Origin of the sequence: Bradyrhizobium erythrophlei, assembly GCF_042430365.1 — a bacterium.
GTDB classification, from domain to species: domain Bacteria; phylum Pseudomonadota; class Alphaproteobacteria; order Rhizobiales; family Xanthobacteraceae; genus Bradyrhizobium; species Bradyrhizobium erythrophlei.
The window spans coordinates 42,786-67,569 of sequence record NZ_JBHMET010000235.1 but is presented as its reverse complement, the minus strand read 5'-3'; the positions used below and the strand labels follow the sequence as shown (position 1 = coordinate 67,569).

Below are 24,784 nucleotides of genomic sequence, written 5' to 3'. Positions count from 1 at the left end.
ATGCTCCAGCTCTAAGCGAGCGCTTCCTTCAGCCTATGATATTCGTCTCGTATCCGTCGCCATTCGGCATCTTGCTCCGGTCTTTCGTTGATAAAGAGCGGCTCCCCCGGATGAGGTTTGCTCTTTTCCTTGTCATAGCTCTTTATCGCTTGTTCCGCGGCTGCTCGCCCCAGCTTTCGCCCGTTATCCAGGTTGCTGTGATTCCACTTGAAATTGATGTGCCCGGGCACGTGAATCTCGACGACTGTGCCGTTCCACAGATTGCTTGAACCCTGAGCGTCGGATTTTTCAGCCTTCGCGCTTTCACGTTTCGTAACGCTGTTGCCTTTCGGATTCCGTCCATCATATCGGACGTGATATTTGAACAGCCTGACGTCATCTTCGCCAACCGAGGCTGCAAACAATTGGCACAGATTTGCCAGCGCATCGTGCAGATTTTTCGGCTTGCGGATTTGCTTGGAATCGACGATGCGACTTATCCATATTTCATCGAGCTTGTACCCGAGCTGCTTCTGGAGTTGCAGCAGGCCCTCGAAATTGACCGTGTCGACCAGAGCCCCCTCGCAATAGGTCGCCCCGTTGATCTGCACGGTTTCTTCGATGAAGGGAAGCGCCGAACACGCGCATAGAGATTCTGCCGTGATCGGACCGCCATAGCTCTTCTTGATGCTTTCGTCGGCCTTGTTCGCGATGTCCATCTTGTGGTTTGCGAAGAACGTGAGTTCGTGGTCGCGAAGATTCCACGCGTTGTGAAAGATGAACGGCTTCTCCCTGGGTGGGTATAGTTGCTCGAACTTGATTTTCTTCATGAAGTCACTGTCCGGGTAATTGATTCTTGAGAGGCCGTTGACGCTGGACAGGTACATCATGGATGTCAGGTAACGGACGAAGGGATTTGGAGCCATCACCTGATTGAGTATCCAGCGATTGAGATCTCCTTCATCCAATTTCTTGAAGGACTTCTCTTTGCCCTGGGGCATCTGGTCAAACACAATCTGCATCGATTGCTGGACATAATCGAACATCTTGTAGGGCTGCCACATAAACTCCCGGTAGTTGCCGGAGTCACTCACGAATTGATTGAAAGCATCTATATTTCTGCGCCAATCCGGCCCGAACACGGTGTTTATCGGGAATCGTTTGTAGCCTTCGTCATCTCGGAACACGCCATTCTTGAAGAACTCATATGTTTCTTTGACTTTTTCTTTGTCGCTAGGCTTCTCAGATTGGTTGTAGACGATGCCGACCCAGGCACCAATGCAGGACAATGACCACACGTCGAACCTTATTGGTGGATCGGCGTTGGCAAACGCTTCAAGTACCCCGATGTGCAGCCCCGCTGCCGGCCCACCACCTCCAAGCGTGATCGCTCTACGCGGCTTTCCGTTGGTTGGCATTTGAATACTCCTTACGCAGTATCGAATACGCTCCAATCAACTTTGAAATTCCGAAAAGAGCGACAAGTTAGTTTCTTTTGAAACGATTGTGAAGCACTGGCGTAAGCGCTCAGGTTGCATAGCGTCAAATATGGCAGCACCACTGACTCAACCCGGAGACACAAAAATTGCATCTGTGTTGCTCGCGTGCGCGATGCCGTACGCGCGCCTGGCGCGATGAGATCAGGTTGAATCGTCATCGCGCATTAGCTTCTCGTTTAAGCATGATCTTTTCGGAAAACCGCTTCACACTTTTCGGGATCATGCTCTAGAAACCAAAGCTTTGCGTGAAGCCGGCAGTCGCTGTTTCGTCACCCGATTTCCGTGCCGGAACCCGTTAGGCTTGCGTTGCGTTATCGCCTTGCGGCAGGAGGGCATGTCGATGGACAGCCACCGGACTGCGTTGATCCTGTTCGCGGCCGCCGTCGCCGTTGCGATCGTGGCCGCGACAGTTGCCACGCTTAAGCACGTCGATACCCGCGCCGTCAGCAACGATGTCCCGGCTGGCACGATTGGCCTGGCCAGGCCTCATCCGCCGCTCGATCGGGCGCCGGGTGAACCGCTACAGACAGTACGCTAGCACTGGCATGGGGCACTGGTGCCTTCGCTCGCGATGCGGCGAAGGCTGCCACGCTGCGCTTCATGTGTTGTTGCAGTTTCCGGCCTGACCGGGCCGACCGATCGATCCTCAGCCGTGATACGCAAACAGCTCGATCGGGTCGCTGAACCCGCGCACCGGAAATTCGCCGACGCGTTCGAGCTCGAAATCGTCCTTGACGAGGTCGGCGAACGCGCGGGACAGCAGCACCGTCCTGCCCAATTGCTTGGTGAGGGTTTCGAGACGCGACGCCATGTTGACCGCGGGGCCGATCACCGTGAAGTCGAGCCGGGTGCGCGACCCGATGTTGCCGTACATAACGTCTCCGACATGGATGCCGATGCCGTAATTGAGCGGCGCGCGGCCGGTTTCGCGGTTCTTTTGGTTCAGGGCAATCATGGCCTGACGGGCCTCCGTCACGGCACGGAGCAGATTTGCGCAGGCCTGAGGCTTGCTGAGCGGAAAGATGGCGAGCAGACCATCGCCGATGAACTTCAGGATCTCCCCGCCGTGTCGCGCAACCGGCTCCGACATCGCATCGAAATAGCTGTTCAGGAGATCGATGACGTCATCGCGCGGCCAGTTGTCGGAGATCCGGGTGAAATCGCGCAGATCGCAGATCATGATGGCGGCGTGGACCGTCGTCCCGCTTCCGCGCCTTGTCGCGCCGGCGAGGATGAGCTCGCCGGCATGCGACCCGACATAGGTTTCGAGCAGCGTTCGCGCGAGCCTGTTCTTCATGCGGATTTCGCTGACCAGCGCCAGAACCGGCAACAGGCTCAACAGGCCGGCGATGTGCGCCTCCGTGAAACCGCCCGGCCGGTCGGTTGCGAAGGTCACGAGATGCCGCTTGCCGAGCGTATGGTACATCGGCCACGCCACATAGTCGGTCAGGCCCTTCGCCCGCATCTCGTCATAGACGGCGTGCTTGCGGCCCAGCGCGCGCTCGCGCTCGAGATTCTCGCGCACCTCGCCGGCACCGTCATGGATCTCGTTCGCCGGACTGCCAATGTATTCGGATCGCCCCCTGACGTCGTAGTCAACAGTCGCAATCTCGGCCTCGCGCATCCCATCGGACCACATGATCCGGGCACCGAGCCATTGCGGATGGTAGATCAGGAGATGAAGCGTCGCCCGCTTGACCGGAATGCCTGCTCGCTGGAGCCGGACGCACAGCTCAGCAAATATATTGTCGATAAAGCGCTCATCGCGCGTGTCGTTTGTCAGCCAGCGCACAACGTCGCTGTCGGACTGCACAGTGACGGAATCGGTGCTTGACGGCGTGTTCATGTCTTGCTCCTGGGCGGCGAGCCGGATCCGACGGTGCAGGATATGTCGTGGTCCCACGCGACGGCGTCAACGCCATTAGCTGCAATCTGACTGTGCGCCTCGGATTGTCGGGGGAACACAGCGATAGCCCGCGCCGCGTGCCGCCTCTCACCACCCCCAGCCCGGCTGGACCTGAGGATAGATCTGGCGGCTACGCCGAGGCGGAGGCGGCGGATTGACGGGTTGGAAGCCCCAATTGGGCTGGAAAAACGAGCCGAAGCCGTCCTCGCCCCAGCCGTCGCGGCTTGCAACCGTGACATCGGCGGTCGGCCGGCGCGTCACGAAACCGCCCTGGGGCTGGTTGTTCAGCACCGCGACGAACTCAGTGCGATAGTTGGTCTCGCGGCTCAGCGGCTCGTCCGAGACGATGATCGAGGATCGCGGCAATGCGGTCGGCGCGATGCGATCGAGCACATCCTGCGGGATGGTGATGCGGTCGAGCGCGGCCTTGGCGTCGTCGCCGTTGTCGATCGTGACGACGCTCCAGCGCAGGCCCTGATCGTTGCGCGCCAGCGCCGTGAACACATGGGTGCCGATCGGCTTGTCGGGATCGCGGATCGTGACCGGAACCTCGATGCTCGAATCGAACATCTCGCCCCCGTCCGGCAGCGGCTTGCGCGTGTTGCGCCGCACGTAAAGCTTCTGCGTCGCGCGGCTGATGTAGACCGAGACTGGCTCGAGCGCGAGCTTCGCCTCGCTCGCCGCCTTGGCGGTGTCGGCCTTCCTGGTGCCGGCTGCCTTGGCGGCATCCTTTGCAGCGGCGACGTCGAGCTTCGACTTCGCATTGGCCTTGGCGGTGTCGAGCTGGGTTCCCGCCTCCGCAGCCTTGGACGCGGCTTTCTGCCTCAGCTCCTCGGCCCGCGCCCTGGCTTGCTCCGTCTTTGCGGCGGCGAGCGCCTTGTCGGCGTATGCGAGTTCGGCGTCGGCGCGGGCCTTGAGCTGTTCCAGCTTGCGCAGCGACGCTGTGAGCGATGCGGCCTCGCGCGCCGCCGTCACCGCGGCCTTCTTCGCCTCGTCGGCCGTCTTCGCGGCCTCCGCGGCCTCGCGGGCGAGCGTCTCGGCACGCGCCGGGGCAGACGCGATGGCCTCCTTGTTCGGCACGAACAGCGCGGGGTGGGAAAACGCGACCGGCGCCGCGTCGTTCGGCGCGATGATCACCCGCATCCCGATCTGGGTCTTGTCGAACAGATCCTCCGCGAAGCCGTAGGGCATCCGCACGCAGCCGTGCGAGGCCGCATAGCCGGGCAGCGGCCCGCCGTGCAGCGCGATGCCGTTCCAGGTGATCCGTTGCATGTTCGGCATCCAGGCATCGTCATAGAGGGTCGAGTGGTGGTCCTTGTCCTTCTCGATCACGGCGAAGACGCCGGCCGGCGTCTCGCGTCCCTTGACGCCGGTCGACACCGGCGCACGCAGGATCCAGCCCTCAGCGTCGTAGAACGTGACCTGCTGGGTCTTGATCGACACGATCGCCATGATCGGATCGCCGGCCTCGCGCGGCGCCACAGCCTCGGTCGGCGGCGCGGGGCGCGCCTCTCGCGCCGCGGCGCCGGCGGTCAGCGCCGTTAGCGCGGCCATCGCCGCGAGCGTCACAATGGCGGGAGGCCCCCAACGCCGCATCGCCACGGTGGGTTGCGCCGTCGTGAGTGGATTTGCCATGCCCTGCACCGGATGACTCCCTGTCCGCGCTTTTTCGTCGATCAGATGTCAGATTGCGACCTTTGGATTAACAAATCGCCGCCATCATCGACGTCACCAATTCGCTCCTGGCATTATCGGCACGTTCCGGTGAGACATCTCTCATATATGACGGGCCGCCGAGGCGGAAGGGTGGCGCGCAGCAGAAATTGACGCAGGGCCGATGAACAGGGGATCGCTATCGGATATCGCCGACAAAATCCGCCGGTGACGGGGTCACGCGCTGGATTGCACCAGATTTGTCAACGGAACGCGTCGATCCCGGTGAGCGCGCGTCCGACGGCCAACGTATGGATTTCATGCGTGCCCTCGTAGGTCGAGACCGCCTCGAGATTGAGCATGTGGCGCACCGGCGAGAACGCCATGGTGATGCCGTCGCCACCGTGCAGAGCGCGCGCCTCGCGCGCGACCTCGAGGCCGATCTGGACGTTCTGGAGCTTGCCGAGGCTGAGCTGCGCGGCGGTTGCGCGCCCCTGCTCTCTGAGGCGCCCGAGGTGAATCGCAAGCATCGTGGCGTGACAGACCTTGGCGCACATCACGGCGAGGCGCTGTTGCGTTAGCTGGAACGCCGCCAGCGGACGTCCGAACTGGGTCCGCTCGAGCGAACGCCGGAGCGCGGCATGGAAGCAGTCGCGCGCAGCACCGGCCGCGCCCCACAAAATGCCATAGCGCGCTTCGCTTGTGCAGGAGAGTGGCGCGCGCGGACCTGACGCAAGCGGCAGCAACGCCGTCTCCGGCAAACGAACGTCGGAGAAGCCGAGCTCCGTCGAGGACGAGTGGCGCATCGACACCTTGTCGGCAATATCGACGGCGCTGAAGCCCCTGATCCTGGTGGGAACGACGAAGCCGCGGATGCCCTCCTCGGTCTTGGCCCAGACGATCGCGACATCCGCATCGACGCCGTTGGTGATCCAGCGCTTGCGGCCGTTCAGCACCCAGTCGCGGCCGTCGCGGCGCGCCACCGTCCGCATGCCGGCGACGTCGCTGCCGGCATCGGGCTCGGTCATCGCGAAACAGCCGACGGCCTCGCCCGTGGCCAGTCGCGGCAGCCATTCGGCGCGTTGCTCCGGCGAGCCGTACTCCGCAAGCGCGAACATCACGAGATTGTCCTGGGTCGACACCAGCTGGCGAAAGGCCGTGTCGCCGGCTTCGAGCTCAAGCATCTGCAAGCCGAATACGACTGCCGGCGGAGTTTGCGCGGCCGGCCCGACCAATCTGCCGAACATCCGGTGCCGACCGAACAGCTGCGCCAGTTCACGCAACGGCGGCTTGGTCCTGAACCACTCGCGGGTATGGGGCTTCAGTTCATTTTCGACGAACTGCCGCACGAGATCACGCTCATGGCGTTCGGCCGGAGACAGCAGCAAATCGAGACCAAGGAAATCGGTCGGATCGGATTCGTCCTTGCCGTGCAGCACTTCCGGCAATAGCCAGTATTCCCCAGCGGCGTTACGTTCTGAAAACGAGACATCAGCCATGTCGAATAATCCTCCTTCGCGACAGGGCATTTGCCCTTCCCGACCAATGCATGACGGGCTTACCGAGGAGAATTGCGTGTTTTTGCACAGTTCGTGCGCGCAGATGCGCAGAACCGTCCCGATGACAACGTATGGCGGCCTACCGCAGCGGCTCGGTCACAGCGACAAGATGGTCGATCACCGCGCGGATACGGGCCGAGCGGCCGATGTCGGGATGATAGACGAGCCACAAATCGCGCGTGGCTTCCTCGCTCTCGGCCACGCAGCGCAGTGCCTTGTCCTCCTCCACAAGGAGGTGAGGCAATGCGGCGAGTCCCATCCCTGCCCGCGTCGCCGAAATCAGCGACACCAGATCGTTGGAGAGCATCGCAATGGGCTGTCCTTGCGCGAACTTGCGCAGCCAGCGCTGCTGCGGCGAGGCATCGAGCTCTTCGTCATAGGCGAGAAAGACCCTGTCCTCCTCACCGACCTCGTCGAGATAGGCGCGCGCGCCGTAAATTCCGTATCGGAGACGACCGAGGCTCCGGGCCTTCAGGGCGCTATCCTCGGGGCGTAACAGCCGCAACGCAATGTCGGCCTCCCGGCGCACGAGGCTGGCCGCAGCAGTGGCGCCGACGACATCAAGGACGAGGCCTGGGTGATTCCGCCGCAGCCCAGCGAGGCGCGGGACCAGCCAGAGACTTGCGAAGGCGGGTGGCGCGCTGATCCTCACCCGCCCCTCGATTTCAGCTTCTCCGCCTTCCAGGCGCTGAATGGAGAATACGGCGTCCTCAAGCGCGCCCACGCGCTCGGCGATGCGTTCGCCTTCCGCCGTCAATACGTAACCGCGTGGCAGACGATCGAAGAGCTTTATCTTGAGCGCTCGCTCCAGACTGTTGATGCGCCGCGCGACCGTCGAATGATCGGCGCGCAGCCGCCGCGCCGTCGCCGAGAGATTGCCCTGGCGCACCAGCTCGGCAAAGAAACGTAGGTCGTCCCAATCCATGTGCGAATTTTTGCACAGAAGCTGCGCGCCGATAAGCAATTTTCGCGCACAGGTGCCGGCCATAGCGTCGATCTCGCCACAAGGAGATCACCAATGACCTCAGCATTGCCATGACCGCGCCCGGCGGCGTCGACGTCCTCAAGCCGGTCCGCGCCGAACTTCCGGCGCCGGCCGCCAACGAAGTGCGGCTGCGCCAGGCCGCGATCGGGGTCAATTTCGTCGACATCTACCAACGCACGGGCCTTTACCCCGTCCCCGGAATGCCTGCCGTGCTCGGGATCGAAGGCGCCGGCGTGGTGGAATCCGTGGGCGCCGACGTCACGACGCTGCGCAGCGGCGACCGCGTCGCCTATGCGGGCCTTCCGCTCGGCGGCTACGCGGAGGCCCGCAACATAGCGGCGAGCCGGCTGGTGCGCATTCCCGACGGCATCGACGATCGAACCGCGGCGGCCGCGATGCTGCGCGGCATCACCGCGCACATGTTGCTCGATCGCGTATGCCCGATCCGCCAGGGCATGGTGCTGCTCGTGCATGCCGCGGCGGGCGGGCTCGGATTGATCCTGACGCAGTGGGCGAAGCACCTCGGCGCAACCGTGATCGGCACGGCCGGATCGCGCGACAAGGCAGAACTCGGTCGGAGCTACGGTCTTGATCACGCGATCCTCTATCGCGAAACCGATTTCGTCGCCGAAGTCCGCCGCCTGACCGACGGCGCCGGCGTCGACATCGCCTATGACGGCGTTGGCGGAGAGACGCTGACGCGCACGCTCGATGCGATGAAGCCGTTCGGAACGGTCATCAGCATCGGCCAGGCCAGCGGATCACTGCCGGCCGTCACTCTCGGCGAATTGGGACCGCGCCGCTCGCTCGCGCTGGCACGGCCAAGCAGCTTTGCCTATGCCAACGATCCCAAATCCTACGCCCGCGCCACCGCGGCCCTGTTCGAACAGCTCGGACGAGGTCTCAAGATCAAGATCGGCGCCGAGTTTCCGCTCGCCGAGGCGGCGCACGCCCAAGCGCAACTCGAGCGCGGCGCAACGGTCGGATCATTTCTGCTGCGGCCATGAGCGCAAGGGATGCGATGGCCTTCAGCCGCGCAAGCGAAACGCCTTGGCGCTCCGCTGGAGCGGGGCGACGGCGCTGCTCAGTCGCGGAAAGAACGTCAGATATTCCGCTCGGTTCCATGCATGATCGGGCTCCTCGGCCCACCCGGCCATCGGTGATCGCCCTGTCGTCGTGAGTGGACTTCGCGTGATCGGTTTCGGGAGGGGTAATCCGAACAATCCGGATCGTGCGGGACGATTCCGGCCCTTTCGGTGTTGGTGAGGAGCGACGACGTCCCGCGGGCGCATGATCACTAACAGATGTCGTCGGGCAGTTGAAGGTGGGACAGACGGCCGTGTTTACGGTGGACGCCTTTCCGGATCGCACATTCGCAGGACGGGTCTTGCAGATCCGCAAGTCGCCGGAGGTCGTGCAGAACGTCGTCACCTACACCACGATCGTCGCCGCACCGAATCCGGACCTCCTGCTGCTGCCGGGAATGACCGCGCAACTTCGGATCGTGGTCAATGATACCGGCGCCGTGCTCAAGATTCCCGGCCAGGCACTGCGTTTCAAGCCCATGGAGACCGGTGCACAATCTGCGCGCCGGGGTCAGGCCGAAGCAGCATCCGTCAAGGCATCCGCTACGGTCTGGCTGGTCGGCGATGACGGGCAACCCAGGCCGATTGCCGTCAAACTCGGCGCGACCGACGACAATGGGGCAGAACTGCTGGAAGGCCCGCTTGTCGAGCGGCCAGCGCCTCATCATCGGGGTTGTCAATACCCAGAACGCGAGGCGTGCCTTCGGCATCCGCCTCGGGTTCTGAGAATGGATTTGTGAGATGCAGCCTCTGTCCCGAACCAACGCTCTCTCGAAGCAATACTCATCCGGTGGGGCCGTCATCTCCGCGATCGCCGGCGTGTCGCTCTCGATCGCGGTTGGCGAGTTCGTTGCGATCCGCGGGCGCTCGAGTTCGGGAAAGTCGACCCTCATGAATCTCCTGGTCTGCTCGATCGGCCCGATTCCGGTGAATACATGTTGAAAGGACAGGACGTCGCAGAACTGAGCGAGGACGCGCGTGCGGCGATCAGGAGCCGGGAGATCTGCTTCGTGTTCCAATTGCCGGCGCTTCTGCCGCGCGCCACCGCGCTGGAAAATGTCGAACTGCCGCTCGTCTACGCATCCGTACCGCGCCCGACGCGCCGCCGCAAGGCGATGGACGCGCTCGCGCGCGTGGGTCTAGCGGCCCGCGGTCACCATTGGCCGAACCAGCTTTCAGGGGGAGAACAGCAGCGGGTCGTGATTGCCCGTGCGATGGTCAACGATCCCGCCATCATCCTGGCCGACGAGCCGACCGGTTCGCTGGACAGCAGCACAAGCGAGGAGATCCTGTCCCTGTTCGAGTATCTGCACCGCGACGGTCGCACCCTCGTTGTGGTAACGCATGCAAGTGAAGTTGCCGGTTACGCGCAGCGGCAGATCACCTTGCACGATGGACGAGTTGCCGACGACCAGAGCGCGGCACGCGAACGATCGCGGTCGAACGCCATCAGCCCGGATTCTCCGCCATGAGCCCCGTGGAAAACCTGCGCATCGCGACCCGGGCCCTTCGCGCCAACAAGCTGCGCAGCGCCTTGACCGGACTCGGGATCATCATCGGCGTCGCGGCCGTGGTCTGCATGGTGTCGGTCGGAGCGGGCGCGCAGGCGGAGGTCTCGGAGAAGATCCGCACGCTCGGAGCCAACCTCCTGCTGGTCCTGCCCGGCGCGCGGAATTCCGGCGGAGCAAGGCTCGAGTCCGGGACTCAACCGACCCTGACCGAGGAGGACGCCGCCGCGATCCGCCGCGAGCTGGCAGACGTGCAGGTCGCGGCTCCCCTGCTGTCGCGCTCGATGCCGCTCGTCGCCCTCAACAGGAACTGGATGACGCTGGTGGCCGGAATCAATCCGGACTACCTCGTCGCACGCGAGTGGCAAGTGAAGGAGGGGCGAATATTCACGGGCGACGAGATCGCCTCCGGCGCCAAAGTCGCTATCGTAGGGTCGGTGGTCATCGATGAACTGTTTGACGGGCGCGCCGGCGTCGGGGGGGGGCCGTTCGAATCGGCAAACTGCCCTTCACGGTGATTGGCGTTCTCGACAAAAAGGGATTGGGCGCGGCCGGACGCAGCCAGGATGACGTCGTGTTCATTCCGCTGTCGACCGCAAAAAGCCGTGTGCTCGGTGCCGTGCACGGCACCACGCGCGAGGCCCTGGATTTCATTTCAATCAAGATATCCGACGCGAATGCCCAACCGGACATCCAACGCGATATCGAGGACCTGCTCCGGCAGCGTCACCATATTCGCCGTGATGCTCCTGATGACTTCAGGATCGAGAACCCGGCCGACGTGCTGACTGCGCGTGGTGCCGCTGTCCGGACTCTCGGGATTCTGCTGATCGCGGTGGCAGCGGTTTCGCTGGTCGTCGGCGGCATCAGCATCATGAACATCATGCTGGTCTCGGTGACCGAGCGGACCCGGAAAATCGGGTTGCGCACGGCGGTCGGGGCCAGACGCCGCGATATCCGCTGGCAGTTCCTGATCGAAGCCTTGATTCTGTCGCTGGTCGGCGGGCTCGCCGGAGCCGTGTTGGGCGCCGTCGCGGCCATCGCGATCGCATGGAATGCCGGTTGGCCGATCTTGATCAGCCCGTGGGCCATCATGTTGGCTTGCGGGTTCGCAGGGCTTGTCGGCATCTCGTTCGGGCTCTATCCGGCACAGAAGGCCGCACGGCTCGATCCGATTGCAGCATTGCGATTCGAATAGGTATCAAGTCACGTCACCGCGACTTCCTGCCCGCCGCGATCGCCGGCTGATGATTAGAATGCACTTCTGTATCGTGCAAGCACATCGCGGCTGTCGTACATCCACATCGGCTCACCGCATTCGCTGGGGCCGTGGTCGGTCATGCATGCCGCGCTCCAGGGTGGCGCCGCAATCTGACGGCCTTCGATTCCGTGTGCCTGCGCCGTTACATCACTTTTGTGGGGCAGCTTGTGCGCCGCTGTCGGCTCTCGGATAAGCGTATCCGCAAGCACCGGCTCCGAGATCACCGTCGACAACATTACGACCAAGCCAAAGCGCAAGCTCCTGTTCATCGAGCGTCTCCTTGCAGCCATCGTCACGCAAAGCGTTTCGGACAAGGAGACTGTGGATGACGTTCGGATATTCCTCGATCAGCCGAGTATTGGGGGCTCTCCGCGCATCACGAATGGATGATCTTCTTGGTGCCGCGCTAGCGCTTTGAGATCAGGAAATCGTCCGCGAACTCGCCGCGCGAGACCTTGACTGGAATTTCTCCATCGCTGCCGATCTCGAATATGTTGGAGCCGGATTTTGCCTGCGGCGCGGCCAGCGCCTCGATCCGGTCGGCGACGTGCAGCGCCTGCCAGTCGTTGAGATACCAGATGAAATTCAGCCCGTCCCGGCGCAACCCGAACGCTTCCTCCGGCGGCGCGAACGTCAACGGCGTTTGCGGCCGAAACTCCGGCATCTCGTCCGCCAGCGACATCGTCCGGGGCTGACGCGCAAACACCCTGAGCGTCGCGGCCAGCCGAGCGAGGTCCGCCTGATCGCCCAGGATGAGAAAGATCGGATTGAAATCACTCGGCATGAATTCGTATCTGATCATCGGCGCGACCCCGCGTCAGAGGGCTTGCGAGCCGGTCAGGACCGTGGCGATGTCCTGGGCGTGGCACAGCTCGACGCGGCCGACATCTTTGGCCTCGCTCGCCTCGACATAGCGGACCTCCACCCACATGCCGTCCTCCATGTTCTCGGTGACTTCAGCGATGATGTGCCCGCGGAGCTGCAGTCGATCGCCGGGCCTGAGCGCGATAATGTTGATCATGGACGGGACGCCTGTCGTTCAAAAGAACATGGTCAGATTCTTGGCGAGCAGGATGTTCTGCTCAAGCAGGATCTCCCGCCGACACACCTTCCAGCCACCATCGACGTTGCGCAGCGTGTCGTTTCGCCGACCGACCAGGGTATAGGTCTCGTACTCGACCCGGTTCTGATAGACGAGGATGCGGCTCGTGACGTCCAGTTCCTGCGGCGCCTCCGGATTGGGGCGGACGTCCCTGATCTGGACGTTGGTCACCATGTGGGTGATGCGCGACAGCGGTTCCTCGGCATAGTGAACGCCGGTGAGGATCTGATCGACGCGTTTGCTCAAGGTCCACTTGTCCTCGTCGAACCAGCTGATGCCCTCGCCGCGCCGCGTGTTCTCGCGCGCCTCATGCTGGCCGAACTTGACGTTGCGGCGGATCGGCATGAAGTAGCTGATGTCGTCGGTCAGGAGTTCGAGCCAGTCGCGGAAGCGGCGATTGTCGAGCAGGTCCGCCTCGTCATAGTAGAAGTCCTCGACATCCGCCTTCAGGCGGTAATAGTGGTCGGTCCGCGCAATCGACGCGTTGCCCTTCGGCCTGTCGGCGGGTGCGAGCTTGTTCCGGGTGAACGTATCGGTCATCTGCGCCTTCTCCTTGCGAGCTATCCGTTTGCCGTTGCCGGCCGGGTCGGCACCGGGCCGCCCTGATGCGCGAAGCAGCCGACGTCGATCACCGTTCCGGAGATCGTTTCCGCCTCCGCCGAGAGCAGGAATGCAACGGCGTTGGCGATGTCGTCTCCGGTCGCCGGCCGCCCCGCGGCGGTGCCGGGCGCACCGACGCCGAGCCGCGCGCGATCACCGCCGACACGCCCGAGGCTCATGCCGGTGACGATGCCGCCACCACCTGGGATCACCGTGTTGATCCGCACCCGGTGATGCAGGAAGTCGTAGGCGCTTGCGGTGCCGAGCGCGACGAGGCCGCCCTTGCTCGCACTGTAGACGGCCATGTTCGGCTTGCCCCAGCCGGCACCCGAGCCGACATTGACGATCGCGCCGCCGCCCTGGCGGATCATGTGCGGCAGCACGGCGCGGCTGGTGAGATACGGCCCCTTGAGATTGACCGCCACGATCTTGTCAAACAGTGCCTCGTCGGTATCGAGCACTGTGCCAAGCGGCCCGATCGCCGCGTTGTTGACGAGACCGTCGATGCGGCCAAAGCGGTCAATTGCGAGTTGCGTGACTCGCGCGACGTCGGCCGCGGACGAGACGTCGGCTTCGAGCAAATCCGCCTGAAGCTCGCGCCGCTGCAGCTCCTGCCGCAACTCCGGAATCGCGCTCTCGGCAATGCTCGACACCTGCGGCGTTTCGAGGCCGAAGGCGACGACCTTGTGTCCACGCGCGGCGAGGCCGAGCGTGATGGCGCGGCCGATCCCGAATGTGCCGCCGGTGACGATCACGACCTTGTCCGGGCCGCTCATTCGGCAGCCTCCCGGTTGCCGGGCGGAAGCCCGAGCAGTTCACCCCAATCCGCATCGCGCATGTAGGACGCCCACCGCTTGTAGAAGCCGCGCGCGATCTGCTCGGTGACCTGCAGGCTGACCTCGCCGCCGAGCGGATGATCGGTCACATAGGCGCCCATCGACTGCTGATAGTTGAAGGGATAGCGCCGCGCGATGGTCCCCGTGCTCGCCGCGGTCGCGTAGAGCCAGTTCTCCATGTCGTCCTGCTCGGTCATGCCGGCCGGCCCCGAATAGCGCATGTAGTAGCGCCGCATGTAGTCCTTCACCTCGCGCGGCGCGTCCTTGTCGACGAGGAAGAAGCGCCACGCCTCGGTCGAGGTCGGGCTGTGCGGATGCCAGGCGCAAAGCCCGCGCGGCTGACGTCCGTGATAGGACGTGTTGGGGAAGATCGTGCCGACGAAGGGCAGCAGCCGCGCGCCCGCGCCGAGCCGCCGCTTCCGCTCCTCATAGCAGTGGCGGAAATATTGCTCGAGCACCGGATTGTCGAGGAACGCCTCGACATATTCGTTCGCCTCCGGCTGCATCGCGCTGTGGACGCCATGCCCGGCCGGAAAGCTGATCCAGACGTGCTCGGCATGTTCGAGCTCGTTGTCGCGGCGGCCCTTCTTGCCGGACGCGGCACTCGGCCCGATCCCGATCAGGTCGACCGAGCGGTGGCTCGGATTGTGATAGGTGTCGCCAAGGAAGTTCTCCGCCGCGAACTTCCAGTTCGCCGGGAACACCCATTTGTGCACGCCGATGATCTCGGAGCCGCCCTCCCGGCCGTCGCGGCAGTCCAGCGCCTGGTCGAGATGAATTTTCGCGTCACCGAGATAGGTCAGGAAATCGGGCGCGTCCTTGTCCCAGGTCGCCCAGATCGAGCCCTTGTAGTTGCAGAGCTTCGCAACCGAGACCAGCGAATTGGCTTCGCGGTCGAGCACGCCGTCATACAGCGTCTTGTGCAGCGGCACGCCCTGCAATTTGCCGTCGGTGGTGTAGGTCCAGCTATGATAGGGGCAGGTGAAGAGCGACGTGTTGCCCTGCTCGTAGCGGCACACCTTCATGCCGCGATGCCGGCACGAGTTCAGGAAGACGTGGATCTCGCCCTTCTTGTCGCGGCAGAGGATGACCGACTCCTCGCCCATTCGCGAGGTGTAGAAGTCGCCCGGATTGGGCACCAGGCTTTCATGGCCGACCAACAGCCAGGCCCGCGTGAACAGTTTGCCGAGCTCCTCCTTGTAGATATCGGCGTCGACAAACAGCTCGCGGCTGATGAAGCCGTTGGCCACGTCCACGAGGCCATCGATATCCTTGCGCTGCGTCATTGGCGCACCTCCTGTTGATCTGACCAGCTTGTGTTCCGGAACGTCACGACTTGCCGAGGTTGCATCCGCCCTCGCCTTCGGCGCGGAATGCCCTGTCGCCCGGAATCGTCGAGACCTTCTCGTAGTAATCCCAGGTATATTTGCTCGCACCCGGCGACTTCACCCGATAGAGCGAGAGGTCGTAGATGACGCGGCCGTCGTTGCGGATGCGCGCAGGTCGTCCAAAGAAATCGACCGGCAGCCGCCGCATCTCGGCATTGACCGCCTTGGTGTCATCGGTCCTCGCCGATTGGACCGCCTTCAAATAGTGCCGGACCGCCGCATAGGTCGCCGCCTGAAGCTTGGTCGGCATGCGCCCTTCGATGGCCGAAAAACGTTTCGCGAATGCGCGCGTCGTCTCATCATCGTCCCAGTAATATTGCGAGGCGACGTACATACCTTCAGCCATGTTGAGGCCCATCGCGTGCACGTCTGTGATGAAGGTGAGCATGCCGACGATGGTCTGCCCGCCCGCCTGCAGGCCGAACTCATGGGTCTGCTTCACCGCGTTCACGGTGTCCGCGCCGGTGCTCGCCAGCGCCACCACCTTGGCTTTCGAGGCCTGCGCCGCCAGCAGGAACGAGGAGAAATCAGTGGTGTTGAACGGAAACCGCACGCTGCCGACGACTTTGCGGCCCGCGGTGTTCAGCGCAGTGGTGCCGTCCTTCAGCATCGAGCTGCCGAACGAATAGTCGACCGCGACGAAGAACCAGTCCTTCGCCACCCGTGCGCTGAGCTCTGAGACGAGACCCGCCGAGAGCGCGTAAGTGTCGTCGGCCCAATGGGTAATGACCGGCGAGCAGTTCGGCCCGGTGAGGTCGGAGGTCGCCGCGCCCGACACCAGCGCGGACCGGTTGCTCTGCGTCGCCAGCGACGCGACCGCGAGCCCGACCGAGCTCACGGCAAGATCGGTCACCGCATCGACGCGTTCGAGATCGAACCATTTCTTGGCGATGCCGACCGCCACGTCGGGCTTGTTCTGGTGGTCGGCGGAAATGATCTGGATCGGCACGCCCAGCACTTGGTTCTGGAAATCCTCCGCCGCGAGCTTCGCCGCGGTGACCGAGCCGGGCCCGCCAAGGTCGCGCCCGCTGCCATAGTCGCCGAGCACGCCGATCTTCACGATACCGTCCGAGATGCCGGCCTCGCCCGCGCGGGCCGTCGCAAGCCCCACGCCGATCAACAGCAATGACGCGGCCGCGGCACGCCCCCACCCAGCCGCGGCTTCGGTCCTCGTCGGCCAACCCATCGCCAAGCCTCCGTTACTATGTCCACTACATGGACATCATTCTCATATTTTATTGCATGAATGCGGAGCGTCGGCAAGCCGGTCGTCTGCGCGCCGGCGGCGCGGTCGCGCAGATCTGTTCTGCGCCGACCGCAATCGCCGTGTTCAGTGCGCGGAAACTGTTCGGGTTTTTCGCTGTATCGACGCGCATCACTTGCTAGTCTCGCGCGCGAATCGCACGGCGAGTTTTCAGTCAGCAGGGGTCATGGCACGCAAGCCCAAGGTCGAAGATGCAGGGATGTCGAGCGTAAGGGCCGTCGATCGCTCGATCGCGATCCTGCAATCCTTCACGCCGGAGCAGCCTATGATGAGCGTGATCGAATTGCAGAAGCGCGTCGGCTTGAGCCGCCCGACGCTCTATCGTCTGTTGCACACGCTGGCCACGCGCGGCCTGATCGAGGCCGAGGGCGATCCGCAGCGCTTTCGTCTGGCGCATGGCGTGATGAGCCTGGCCCATGTCTGGCTGAAGGGCCTTGACGTCGTCAACGTCGCGCGACCGATCCTGGAAGATCTGCGCGAGCGCTCCGGAGAAACGGCCGCGCTGTTCAGGCTCCAGGACGATCGCGGCATCTGCATCCTCGAATATGAAAGCCGCCACGTGCTCGCGATCAGTCGCGGCATCGGCCATTCGCTGACCCTGTCGCAGGGCGCGACCGGCAGGGCCATGCTCGCCTTCATGCCGAGCGATCGTCAGGCCGACTTTTTCAGGCGGATGCCGAAGAGCGTGCCTCGTGCCGCGCTCGAGGAGGAACTCCGCGCGGCGAGGCGGAAAGGCTACACGATCAGCCGCGGCGAGATCTTCGTCGGCGCGGTTGCGGTGTCGGCGCCCTATTTCGATCATCGCGGCGGCGTGGTCGGCTCGGTCGGCATCTACGGTCCGAGCGCACGCGTCAACGAGGAGAAGGTGGCCGAGTTCGCGAAACTGGTTGTCGAGGCCGGCCGGAAGATCTCTCACCTGCTCGGCTTCCAGGACGATGCCGGAGCGGCTCCGACGTAGCCGGCGCAAGGCGAAGACGTGAGGGCGCGCCGCCTTGCGTCGGGTGCGCTCAGGCCGGAGCGCACCCGACCAGGTTCAGGGCAAGATCGCTCATTGTCCGCGTCAGGTCCGCTGCAGACAGCCGCCCCTGCGGCGAATACCAGCGATGCGTCCACCGGACCATGCCGCTGATCGCAAGCGACGCGATCATCGGGTCGCCGACGTGAAATTCGCCGTTTGAAACGCCCTCTTCGATGAGACGCGCGAGCTTGGCGTCGAAGTCGCGCTGCTTGCGCCTGATGTCGCCAATCTTCCTCGCGCTGAGGCTTTTCTCCTCCTCGAGCATGATTGCCGAGAATTTCTGGTACTCGATGTTCTTCGCGACATAGAGCGTGACGAACTGCTGCAAGCGATCCTTGGCGGCACCCTTCCGATTGTTCAGAACCTGCATGAGGTCGACATGGAGCTCGCCATAGGCCTGCTCGAACAGCTGCTCGAGGATCGCGTATTTGTTCTCGAAATAGGTGTAGATGAACGGCTTGGTGACACCGAGGGCTGAGCCGATGTCGTCGATCGTCGTCTTCTGAAAGCCCTTCTCGTAGAAGAGCTTTGCAGCCGCTTCCAGGATCAACTCGCGCTTGTATTCCTTGACGTTCTGCTTGACGCTCATGTCGGCTCTTCGTGGACTGGTCTTATTGATACGCGATTCTCCGGGACCTCGCGCCAACCCCTTCTTACAGACCGGACCGGGAACTTCGTATTCGCCAGGCAGACCTGCTCGTTATTCATAGCATAACAGTTGGACAGATAAATATACTGGCCAGTATATTGCCTGAGGTGCGGGCAAGACGCGTCGTCATGGACCGAGCGAGGCAAGCAACAAGTTGAGGGGAATGAGGAGCGATCGTGACACTGCATACACGCCCTGACCAGCCACGCGCGCTGACGTTCCCGTTCGAAACGCCGCCCGCTTATGGCGAGGTGTTCGAGGTGGTGCCCGGCGTGCGCTGGCTGCGGGTGCCGCTGCCCTATCGCCTCGATCACGTGAACATCTATCTGCTGGAGGACGACGGCGGCTGGGCGATCTTCGACACCGGCATCCGCACCGCGGAGGCGCAGGCCGCCTGGGACCGATTGTTCGCCGGTCCTCTCGCGGGCGTGCGCATCACCCGAATTATCGTCTCGCATTACCATCCGGATCATATCGGGCTGGCCGGCTGGCTGTGCGCGCGCTTCGACGTCCCGCTGCTCACGAGTTACTCCACCTATGCCGCGAGCAAGATGCTCTCGCTGGACCCGCACTCGACGGCTTCCGAGCAGAACCGGTCATTCTACCTGCGCTACGGCATGACGGCGGAGACGGCGTCGATTGTCGCGACCCACGGCCTCGATTATCTGCGCGAAGTGGCCCCGCTTCCCGAGACGTTCTACCGGCTCTTGATGGGAGACACGCTGAACGTCGGGCGCCGCCGCTTCCGCGTGCTTAGCGCCGACGGGCATGCCCCCGAGCAGGTCCTGCTCTACTGCCCCGAGGAGTCCCTGCTGCTCGCCGCCGATCAGGTGCTCGAGAAGATCACGCCGAACATCAGCGTGTGGGCGATGGAGCCGACCGGCGATCCGCTCGGTCACTACATGCGCACGCTGCGCGGCCTCACCTCGGAAATTCCCGATGACGTGCTTGTCCTGCCGGGCCACCGGCGGCCGTTCCACGGCCTGCACCGGCGCTGCGCGGAAATCCTTAGCCATCACGAAGAGCGTTGCCGCCGGGCCATCGAGGCCTGCCGCGAAGGGCCGAAGTCGGTTGACGAGCTCGTTCCCGCGCTGTTTCATGCGCGCGATCTCACCCCGCACGAGATGAGCTTCGCCTTCACCGAAACCATGGCACATGTGAACCGTCTGATCAGGCGCGGCGATCTTGCCTGGAGCACCGACGCCGACCGCCCGGTCTGTCGGCTGCCGTGACCGCGCCAACCTGACACATCCATCGATTGTCCCCGAGAACATCGCGGCGCACCTCGCCTATGTGGCGAACTCGTCGAACGCCGCGAGCGCCGTCGCACCATAGACCGTTGCGGGCCCTCCGCCCATTTCGACGGCCACGCCGATGGTTTCCGCGACTTCCTCGCGGGTGGCGCCGTGGCGCCTTGCGGCGTCGACGTGATGGACGATGCAGCCCTCGCAGCGCGTTGCGATGGCGATGGCGAGCGCGATGGGCTCCTTGTGCCGGACCGACAGCGCCCCATCCTTCGAGGTGGCGGTGACAAGCGACTGAAACGCTTTCATCGGTTCGGGCGCGGCCTTGAAGAGCTGCGCTGCGTTGCCCCTGACCTGCTGCAGCTTCGCCTTGTACTGTCCATCCGCCATTATTGCCTCCTCGCGTTCGTTGGATTGGAAACAGGCGCGCCGTTGCCTGACAGCACCTGCGCCGCGCCGCCGATGCCGCGGCGAAACGCCTCGTCGAAGGTCACTCCGCGGAACTGCCATCGATGGCTCTTGCCGTGCCAGTCCATCTGCCACTGCGTGACCCAGCCGAGGTCGTTGTCGTCCCAGACCAGTTGCCCGACCAGCACGACAAGCCCGCCTTGCGGAGCGGCGATCGAGGTCAACGTTGCCGACGGCGCCTTCCACAACTCGGCGCCGGTGATGTTCCGTTGCGCGAGCGCAGCCTCGCTCGGCAGCACAAAGCGCATGCCGCGCTTGCTGGCTGCGGCCGCCAGCGCATCGCGCTGCAGGTCGGACTGCGCGCCGTCAGAGGTGACGACATAGTCCTTCGCGCCCTGGCGCATCTCGATGAAGACGCCGAGCACCGGCCGGTGCACCTGCCAGGGTTTGAGGCCGAGCGCGGCGAGGATGCCATCGATCTTCTTGGCATCGAACGCGACCGTCAGGTCGTAGGGCCGATCGCGGGTGCCCTGCTCGTCGCGATGCGGCTTGCCGGCGAACTGGTCGTGATAGTCGAAGGACGTGACGAACTCCTTCGCCTTTGCCTTGTAAGGCTCCAGCCGGCGGTCGCCGGCAAGCGTCGGCGCGCCGGAGACCTTGATCAACACGTCCTCCAGACATGCGGCGAACCCGATCAGGCGGTTCGGCTCAAGCTGTCCGGTGACGGCGGTCTGAGCGCGATACAGATCGTCGGCCGCGCTCGCCGTCGCGCCGGTGCCGCAAATCAGGGCGACCGCAAGGAGCATTCCGGCGATGAGCGTCCGTCCCGTCTCAAGCAATGCAACCATGATCACCTCCCGCGGCCCGCGACTTCCGCCGCTGTTGTCCGCATACATTCGCCTGATTTGGCTGGAAACGCCAACCGTTCCACGCATGGGCGCCTCGCGAATGCGCGCCTCTTGCCCTATAGCCTCGGCTGCCCGGGCTGACATATGCTTTGCAACACGGTCGACGTCGGCGATGTCGGCCACCACCAGCGCGCGTCGGAGGAGGCGTCCCGTGAAATGCTATGAGCTGCAGGGTCCGGGCGGAATCGATGCGCTCGCACTGGTCGAGAAGCCGGTTCCGCAGGCCGGTCCCGGCGAGGTGCTGGTGCGGTTGAAGGCGGCAACGCTGAATTATCGCGACCTGCTGACGGTCAAGGGCGGCTACGGCTCGCGCCAGAAATTTCCGCTGGTGCCGGTCTCCGATGGCGCCGGCGTCGTCGAGGCGGTGGGCGCAGGCGTGAAAGGCTTTGCGCCGGGCGACCGGGTCATCGGCAGCTTCTTCGAGAACTGGCTCGGCGGCGCACCGAGCGAGGCGAGGATGCGCGCCGCGCTCGGCGGCAGCGTCGACGGCGTGCTGACCGAGTACCGGGTGTTTCCCGCCCACGCGCTGGTGCGCACGCCGGACCATCTCAGCGACATCGAAGCCGCCGCGCTGCCCTGCGCCGGCGTCACGGCCTGGAGCGCCGTGGTCAAGCTCGGCGATGTCAAGCCGGGATATACGGTGCTGACGCAAGGCACCGGCGGCGTGTCGCTGTTCGCGCTGCAATTCGCCAAGATGTGCGGCGCCCGCGTCATCGCGACCTCGTCGAGCGAAGCGAAAATCGCGCGCCTGAAGGAGCTCGGCGCCGACGTCACGCTGAACTACAAGACCACGCCCGATTGGGGGAAGAAGGCGCGCGAACTGACCGGGCACGGTGTCGACGTCGTCGTCGAGGTCGGCGGCGTCGGCACGCTGAACGAATCGATCCGCGCCACCAGGATCGGCGGCACGATCGCCTTCATCGGCGTGCTCGCAGGGCCCGCAACGTCCGACACACGGCTTCCGCTGATGGTGATGCAGCAGCAGCGCCTGCAGGGCGTCACCGTCGGCTCGGTCGAGGACCTGCAGGCGCTCGCCGACGGCATCAGCCTGCATCGCGTCAAGCCCGTCATCGACAGGGTCTTCCCGTTCGACCAGGCGAAGGACGCGTTCTCCTATATGGCGAGCGGCGCGCATTTCGGGAAAGTCGCCATTTCGATCGGGACGTAGGCTTCGGAACGCACGACCTAGCGCCCCGTGAATTGCGCCTTGCGCTTCTCGATGAACGCCTTGCGGCCCTCCAGCGCGTCCGCACTCTGTCGGATCATGGACTGGATTTCGAGCTCGCGGCCGAACTGCGCATCGTAGCTCGCGTGCTCGCTCTCCTCGAGCAACTGCCGCGTCGCGACCAGCGCGCGGGTCGGACCATCGGCGAGGCGCCGGGCAAGCGCCTTGGCCTCGTCGAGCAGATTTGCGTCGTCGACGACCTCGCGCACCAGTCCCCACTCCTTGGCCCGCTCGGCTGACAGCGGCTCGTTCAGGAGCATCAGATCGAGCGCGCGCTGGCGGCCGATCAGGCGCGGCAACAGCCAGGTCGAGCCGAGATCGGGCACAAGGCCGATCCGGCTGAACACCTGGATGAAGCTCGCCGAGCGCGCCGCGAGGATGATGTCGCCGGACATCGCCAGGCTGAAGCCGCCGCCGGCCGCGACGCCGTTGACCGCGACCACGACAGGCACACGGCATTCGCGCAGGCTCCGCAGCGCCGGCCAGTAATGCGTCATGACGCCGAGATAGATGTTGTCGCCGAGCGACTGGAACGCCTTGAGGTTCTGCCCCGAGCAGAAGCCGCGGCCCTCCCCGGTCAGCACCAGCGCGCGGAGGCTCGGATCGAGCGTCATCTCGCCGACCGCAGTCGCGAGAGCTCCCAGAAGCTCCGGCGTCATTGCATTCAGGCTCGCGGGATCGTTCAGCGTCAGGATGCCGACATTGCCGTCCCGCTCGCGCTTCACACCGGTCATTTTCCTCTCCCCGGAATTGCTTGTTATTGAACTTACTGTGCCATGCCTGGCATGCTACGCCAACGTGCCCCACCCGCAACAACAACAGCGAAACCGCGCCATGTCCGATCAGTTCTCCAACTCGCAAGTGATCCGCAAACCCGCCGTGAGCGCGAAGGGCGGCATCGTCGCCGCGCAGTCGCGCAGGGCCGCCAAGGTCGGCGCGGAGGTATTGGCTGATGGCGGCGATTGCGTCGACGCGGTCATTGCAACCACCTTTGCCCTCGGCGTGCTGGAGCCCTGGATGAGCGGCGCCGGCGGCGGCGGCGCCATGGTGCTCTACCGCGCCCGCGAGAACCGCACCGAGGTGATCGATTATGGCATGCGGGCGCCCGACAGCCTGCGCATCGAGGACTATCCGCTGATCGGCGACGGCACTGTCTCCGACCTGTTTCCCTGGGCGCGCGTCAAGGGCGACCGCAATCTGCACGGCCCCGGCTCGATCGCGGTGCCCGGCGTCGTCGCCGGCATGGAGGAAGCGCATCGCCGCCACGCCAAGCTGCCGTGGAAGGACCTGCTGGCGCCGAGCGTGAAGCTCGCCGGCGAAGGCCTTCTGGTCGATTGGTGGACCACCGCGATGATCGCAAGCTCGACCGCCGATCTCAGGCGCTATCCGGCCAGCGCCGCGGCGTACCTGCAGGACGGCCTGCCGCCGAGCGCACAATGGGGCATCAAGTCGGTGGTGCGCATGCCGCAGGACCGGCTGAAGGCGACGATGGCGCAGCTAGCCGCAGCGGGCGCGCGCGACTTCTACGAAGGCGATCTCGCACGCGTGATCGCCGACGACATCCAGGCCGCCGGCGGCCCGCTGTCGGTGCGCGATCTCGCCTCGTTCCGCGCGCATCTGCGCGAGCCGCTGAAGATCCCCTATCGCGGCGGCACCGTCTACGCGACACCGGAACTGACTGCCGGCCCCACCATGGCGCGCACGCTCGGCCTGTTGCAGAAGGCGTTCGAACCTGCACGCGGCGGACCTGATGGTGCAGCCTACACCGCCTATGCCGAAGCCCTGCAGGCTGCCTATCGCGAACGGCTGAAGGACATGGGCGACGCCGACGGCCGCCGCTCGCTCGGCGCCGAGGCGATCGCGCCGTCCTGTACCACGCATTTCTCCGCCGTCGATCGCGACGGCAACATGGCTGCGGTGACGCAGACGCTGCTGTCGACCTTCGGCTCGAAATTCGTGACGCCGAACACCGGGCTGACCATGAACAACGGCATCATGTGGTTCGATCCGACGCCGGGCAATCCGAACTCTCTCGCGGGCGGCAAGCGTTGCCTGACCAACTACACGCCCGTGGTGGCAGAGGCCGCCGACGGCCGCAGGCTTGCCGCCGGCGCATCGGGCGGCCGCCGCATCCTGCCCGCGGTGTCGCAACTCCTGTCCTTCGTGATGGATTTCAGCATGGACCTCGACGCCGCGATCCACCAGCCGCGCATCGACGCCAGCGAGGGCGCGGTCGTGATCGGCGACGCGCGGCTGCCGTCTGCCGTGCGCGAAAGCCTGCGCGGCCGCTTCGACTATGAGGAGGCGCGCATCCAGACCCTGCCGATGAAGTTCGCCTGCCCCAGCATCGTGCTGCGCGACGGCACCACCAACAGCGGCGCCACCGAGCCGTTCCAGCCGTGGAGCGATGCGGTCGCGGAGCGGTAACTCATCTGTTGTCCCTGCGAAAGCAGGGCCCCATAACCACCGGCTTTTGTTGTGTGAGGGATTGCGGCCCTCGCGTCGCAAGACAATTCGCATTTGTGGTTATGGGTCCCGGCTCAAGGCCGGGACGACACCGAATTTTGTGGTACGCTCTGTGAGTCATACATCCGCGTTCTCGCGACATGATTTGTCCGAGCTTTGCATCTCGTTCCGCCCTCTCTCTCAAGCAGAGGGCGCAGGGAAGACCGGGCGCCGATTGCACCCGCGGGTCCCGTGCAACAAG

The 24,784-nt window shown here is 64.3% G+C and carries 28 protein-coding genes; 12 read left to right on the top strand and 16 right to left on the bottom strand.

From position 1 onward, the window contains the following. Positions 1-11: 11 nt before the first annotated feature. Positions 12-1,397, bottom strand: a complete 1,386-nt coding sequence (locus tag ACFFWD_RS36320; RefSeq protein ID WP_376973872.1) for a patatin-like phospholipase family protein — start codon at positions 1,395-1,397, stop codon at positions 12-14. 421 nt (positions 1,398-1,818) lie between these two features. On the opposite strand from ACFFWD_RS36320, the gene ACFFWD_RS36315 reads away from it, so the two are divergent. Next, on the top strand, positions 1,819-2,016 hold the full coding sequence (locus tag ACFFWD_RS36315) for a hypothetical protein (protein ID WP_376973870.1): 198 nt from the start codon (positions 1,819-1,821) through the stop codon (positions 2,014-2,016). Between the two features lie 108 nt (positions 2,017-2,124). Here ACFFWD_RS36315 and ACFFWD_RS36310 read toward each other — a convergent pair whose 3' ends face one another. From ACFFWD_RS36310 to ACFFWD_RS36295, 4 genes are all read right to left on the bottom strand, one after another. After that, on the bottom strand, positions 2,125-3,324 hold the full coding sequence (locus tag ACFFWD_RS36310) for an adenylate/guanylate cyclase domain-containing protein (protein ID WP_376973868.1): 1,200 nt from the start codon (positions 3,322-3,324) through the stop codon (positions 2,125-2,127). A gap of 147 nt (positions 3,325-3,471) precedes the next feature. Further along, entirely contained in the window at positions 3,472-5,019 is a 1,548-nt protein-coding gene (locus tag ACFFWD_RS36305) for a L,D-transpeptidase (RefSeq protein ID WP_376973866.1), read from the bottom strand. A 281-nt stretch (positions 5,020-5,300) separates the two neighbouring features. Beyond that, positions 5,301-6,536 carry an acyl-CoA dehydrogenase family protein gene (locus tag ACFFWD_RS36300; RefSeq protein WP_376973864.1) on the bottom strand — a complete coding sequence of 412 codons (1,236 nt, stop codon included), beginning with the start codon at positions 6,534-6,536 and terminating at the stop codon, positions 5,301-5,303. Positions 6,537-6,675: 139 nt separating this feature from the next. Next, positions 6,676-7,584, bottom strand: a complete 909-nt coding sequence (locus ACFFWD_RS36295) for a LysR family transcriptional regulator (protein WP_376973861.1) — start codon at positions 7,582-7,584, stop codon at positions 6,676-6,678. 47 nt (positions 7,585-7,631) lie between these two features. On the opposite strand from ACFFWD_RS36295, the gene ACFFWD_RS36290 reads away from it, so the two are divergent. The 6 genes from ACFFWD_RS36290 to ACFFWD_RS36265 all read left to right on the top strand — a co-directional run bounded on the left by ACFFWD_RS36290 (position 7,632) and on the right by ACFFWD_RS36265 (position 11,372). After that, positions 7,632-8,588 (top strand): quinone oxidoreductase family protein, encoded by a 957-nt coding sequence (locus ACFFWD_RS36290; protein WP_376973859.1) that lies wholly within the window; start codon positions 7,632-7,634, stop codon positions 8,586-8,588. Between the two features lie 311 nt (positions 8,589-8,899). Then, a complete protein-coding gene (locus tag ACFFWD_RS36285) occupies positions 8,900-9,406 on the top strand; it encodes an efflux RND transporter periplasmic adaptor subunit (RefSeq protein ID WP_474796837.1) in 507 nt (168 codons plus the stop codon). 1 nt (position 9,407) lies between these two features. Then, the gene (locus ACFFWD_RS36280) at positions 9,408-9,608 is read left to right on the top strand and encodes an ATP-binding cassette domain-containing protein (protein ID WP_376973855.1); all 201 of its coding nucleotides are present in this window, start codon (positions 9,408-9,410) and stop codon (positions 9,606-9,608) included. After that, the gene (locus ACFFWD_RS36275; RefSeq protein ID WP_376973853.1) at positions 9,605-10,138 is read left to right on the top strand and encodes an ABC transporter ATP-binding protein; all 534 of its coding nucleotides are present in this window, start codon (positions 9,605-9,607) and stop codon (positions 10,136-10,138) included. Before ACFFWD_RS36280 ends, ACFFWD_RS36275 begins: the two co-directional genes overlap by 4 nt. Further along, positions 10,135-10,692: an ABC transporter permease gene (locus ACFFWD_RS36270; RefSeq protein ID WP_376973851.1), complete on the top strand. Its 558-nt coding sequence runs from the start codon at positions 10,135-10,137 to the stop codon at positions 10,690-10,692. The genes ACFFWD_RS36275 and ACFFWD_RS36270 overlap by 4 nt, the downstream gene beginning before the upstream one ends. After that, positions 10,689-11,372 (top strand): ABC transporter permease, encoded by a 684-nt coding sequence (locus tag ACFFWD_RS36265; protein ID WP_376973849.1) that lies wholly within the window; start codon positions 10,689-10,691, stop codon positions 11,370-11,372. Before ACFFWD_RS36270 ends, ACFFWD_RS36265 begins: the two co-directional genes overlap by 4 nt. Before the next feature lie 53 nt (positions 11,373-11,425). Here ACFFWD_RS36265 and ACFFWD_RS36260 read toward each other — a convergent pair whose 3' ends face one another. From ACFFWD_RS36260 to ACFFWD_RS36230, 7 genes are all read right to left on the bottom strand, one after another. Continuing rightward, positions 11,426-11,704: a hypothetical protein gene (locus ACFFWD_RS36260; protein ID WP_376973846.1), complete on the bottom strand. Its 279-nt coding sequence runs from the start codon at positions 11,702-11,704 to the stop codon at positions 11,426-11,428. A 137-nt stretch (positions 11,705-11,841) separates the two neighbouring features. Continuing rightward, positions 11,842-12,237, bottom strand: coding sequence for a hypothetical protein (locus tag ACFFWD_RS36255; RefSeq protein ID WP_376973844.1), 396 nt, complete (start codon positions 12,235-12,237; stop codon positions 11,842-11,844). Positions 12,238-12,252: 15 nt separating this feature from the next. Further along, positions 12,253-12,456, bottom strand: a complete 204-nt coding sequence (locus tag ACFFWD_RS36250; RefSeq protein WP_376973842.1) for a hypothetical protein — start codon at positions 12,454-12,456, stop codon at positions 12,253-12,255. Positions 12,457-12,474: 18 nt separating this feature from the next. Beyond that, positions 12,475-13,077, bottom strand: coding sequence for a 3-phenylpropionate/cinnamic acid dioxygenase subunit beta (locus ACFFWD_RS36245; protein ID WP_376973840.1), 603 nt, complete (start codon positions 13,075-13,077; stop codon positions 12,475-12,477). Positions 13,078-13,097: 20 nt separating this feature from the next. Next, on the bottom strand, positions 13,098-13,913 hold the full coding sequence (locus tag ACFFWD_RS36240; RefSeq protein WP_376973838.1) for an SDR family NAD(P)-dependent oxidoreductase: 816 nt from the start codon (positions 13,911-13,913) through the stop codon (positions 13,098-13,100). Next, positions 13,910-15,259, bottom strand: a complete 1,350-nt coding sequence (locus tag ACFFWD_RS36235; RefSeq protein ID WP_376973836.1) for an aromatic ring-hydroxylating oxygenase subunit alpha — start codon at positions 15,257-15,259, stop codon at positions 13,910-13,912. Before ACFFWD_RS36235 ends, ACFFWD_RS36240 begins: the two co-directional genes overlap by 4 nt. 43 nt (positions 15,260-15,302) lie before the next feature. Further along, the gene (locus ACFFWD_RS36230) at positions 15,303-16,547 is read right to left on the bottom strand and encodes an ABC transporter substrate-binding protein (RefSeq protein WP_376973833.1); all 1,245 of its coding nucleotides are present in this window, start codon (positions 16,545-16,547) and stop codon (positions 15,303-15,305) included. Positions 16,548-16,576: 29 nt separating this feature from the next. Between ACFFWD_RS36230 and ACFFWD_RS36225 the strand changes: the two genes are divergently transcribed. Further along, a complete protein-coding gene (locus ACFFWD_RS36225) occupies positions 16,577-16,747 on the top strand; it encodes a hypothetical protein (RefSeq protein WP_376973831.1) in 171 nt (56 codons plus the stop codon). A gap of 44 nt (positions 16,748-16,791) precedes the next feature. Beyond that, on the top strand, positions 16,792-17,583 hold the full coding sequence (locus ACFFWD_RS36220) for an IclR family transcriptional regulator (protein ID WP_376973829.1): 792 nt from the start codon (positions 16,792-16,794) through the stop codon (positions 17,581-17,583). Positions 17,584-17,632: 49 nt separating this feature from the next. Here ACFFWD_RS36220 and ACFFWD_RS36215 read toward each other — a convergent pair whose 3' ends face one another. After that, positions 17,633-18,232 (bottom strand): TetR/AcrR family transcriptional regulator, encoded by a 600-nt coding sequence (locus ACFFWD_RS36215; RefSeq protein WP_376973827.1) that lies wholly within the window; start codon positions 18,230-18,232, stop codon positions 17,633-17,635. A 236-nt stretch (positions 18,233-18,468) separates the two neighbouring features. Between ACFFWD_RS36215 and ACFFWD_RS36210 the strand changes: the two genes are divergently transcribed. Beyond that, complete coding sequence (locus ACFFWD_RS36210; RefSeq protein WP_376973825.1) at positions 18,469-19,524, top strand: MBL fold metallo-hydrolase; 1,056 nt, start codon at positions 18,469-18,471, stop codon at positions 19,522-19,524. 57 nt (positions 19,525-19,581) lie between these two features. Here ACFFWD_RS36210 and ACFFWD_RS36205 read toward each other — a convergent pair whose 3' ends face one another. Continuing rightward, positions 19,582-19,926 carry a carboxymuconolactone decarboxylase family protein gene (locus tag ACFFWD_RS36205; RefSeq protein ID WP_376973823.1) on the bottom strand — a complete coding sequence of 115 codons (345 nt, stop codon included), beginning with the start codon at positions 19,924-19,926 and terminating at the stop codon, positions 19,582-19,584. Continuing rightward, a complete protein-coding gene (locus ACFFWD_RS36200; RefSeq protein ID WP_376973821.1) occupies positions 19,926-20,792 on the bottom strand; it encodes a DUF2066 domain-containing protein in 867 nt (288 codons plus the stop codon). The genes ACFFWD_RS36205 and ACFFWD_RS36200 overlap by 1 nt, the downstream gene beginning before the upstream one ends. A 211-nt stretch (positions 20,793-21,003) precedes the next feature. Between ACFFWD_RS36200 and ACFFWD_RS36195 the strand changes: the two genes are divergently transcribed. Next, a complete protein-coding gene (locus ACFFWD_RS36195; RefSeq protein WP_376973819.1) occupies positions 21,004-22,020 on the top strand; it encodes a zinc-dependent alcohol dehydrogenase family protein in 1,017 nt (338 codons plus the stop codon). 17 nt (positions 22,021-22,037) lie between these two features. Here the strand turns inward: ACFFWD_RS36195 and ACFFWD_RS36190 are convergent, their stop codons facing one another. After that, positions 22,038-22,811, bottom strand: coding sequence for an enoyl-CoA hydratase-related protein (locus ACFFWD_RS36190; RefSeq protein WP_376973817.1), 774 nt, complete (start codon positions 22,809-22,811; stop codon positions 22,038-22,040). Between the two features lie 100 nt (positions 22,812-22,911). Between ACFFWD_RS36190 and ACFFWD_RS36185 the strand changes: the two genes are divergently transcribed. Then, the gene (locus ACFFWD_RS36185) at positions 22,912-24,504 is read left to right on the top strand and encodes a gamma-glutamyltransferase family protein (RefSeq protein ID WP_376973815.1); all 1,593 of its coding nucleotides are present in this window, start codon (positions 22,912-22,914) and stop codon (positions 24,502-24,504) included. Positions 24,505-24,784 lie beyond the last annotated feature (280 nt).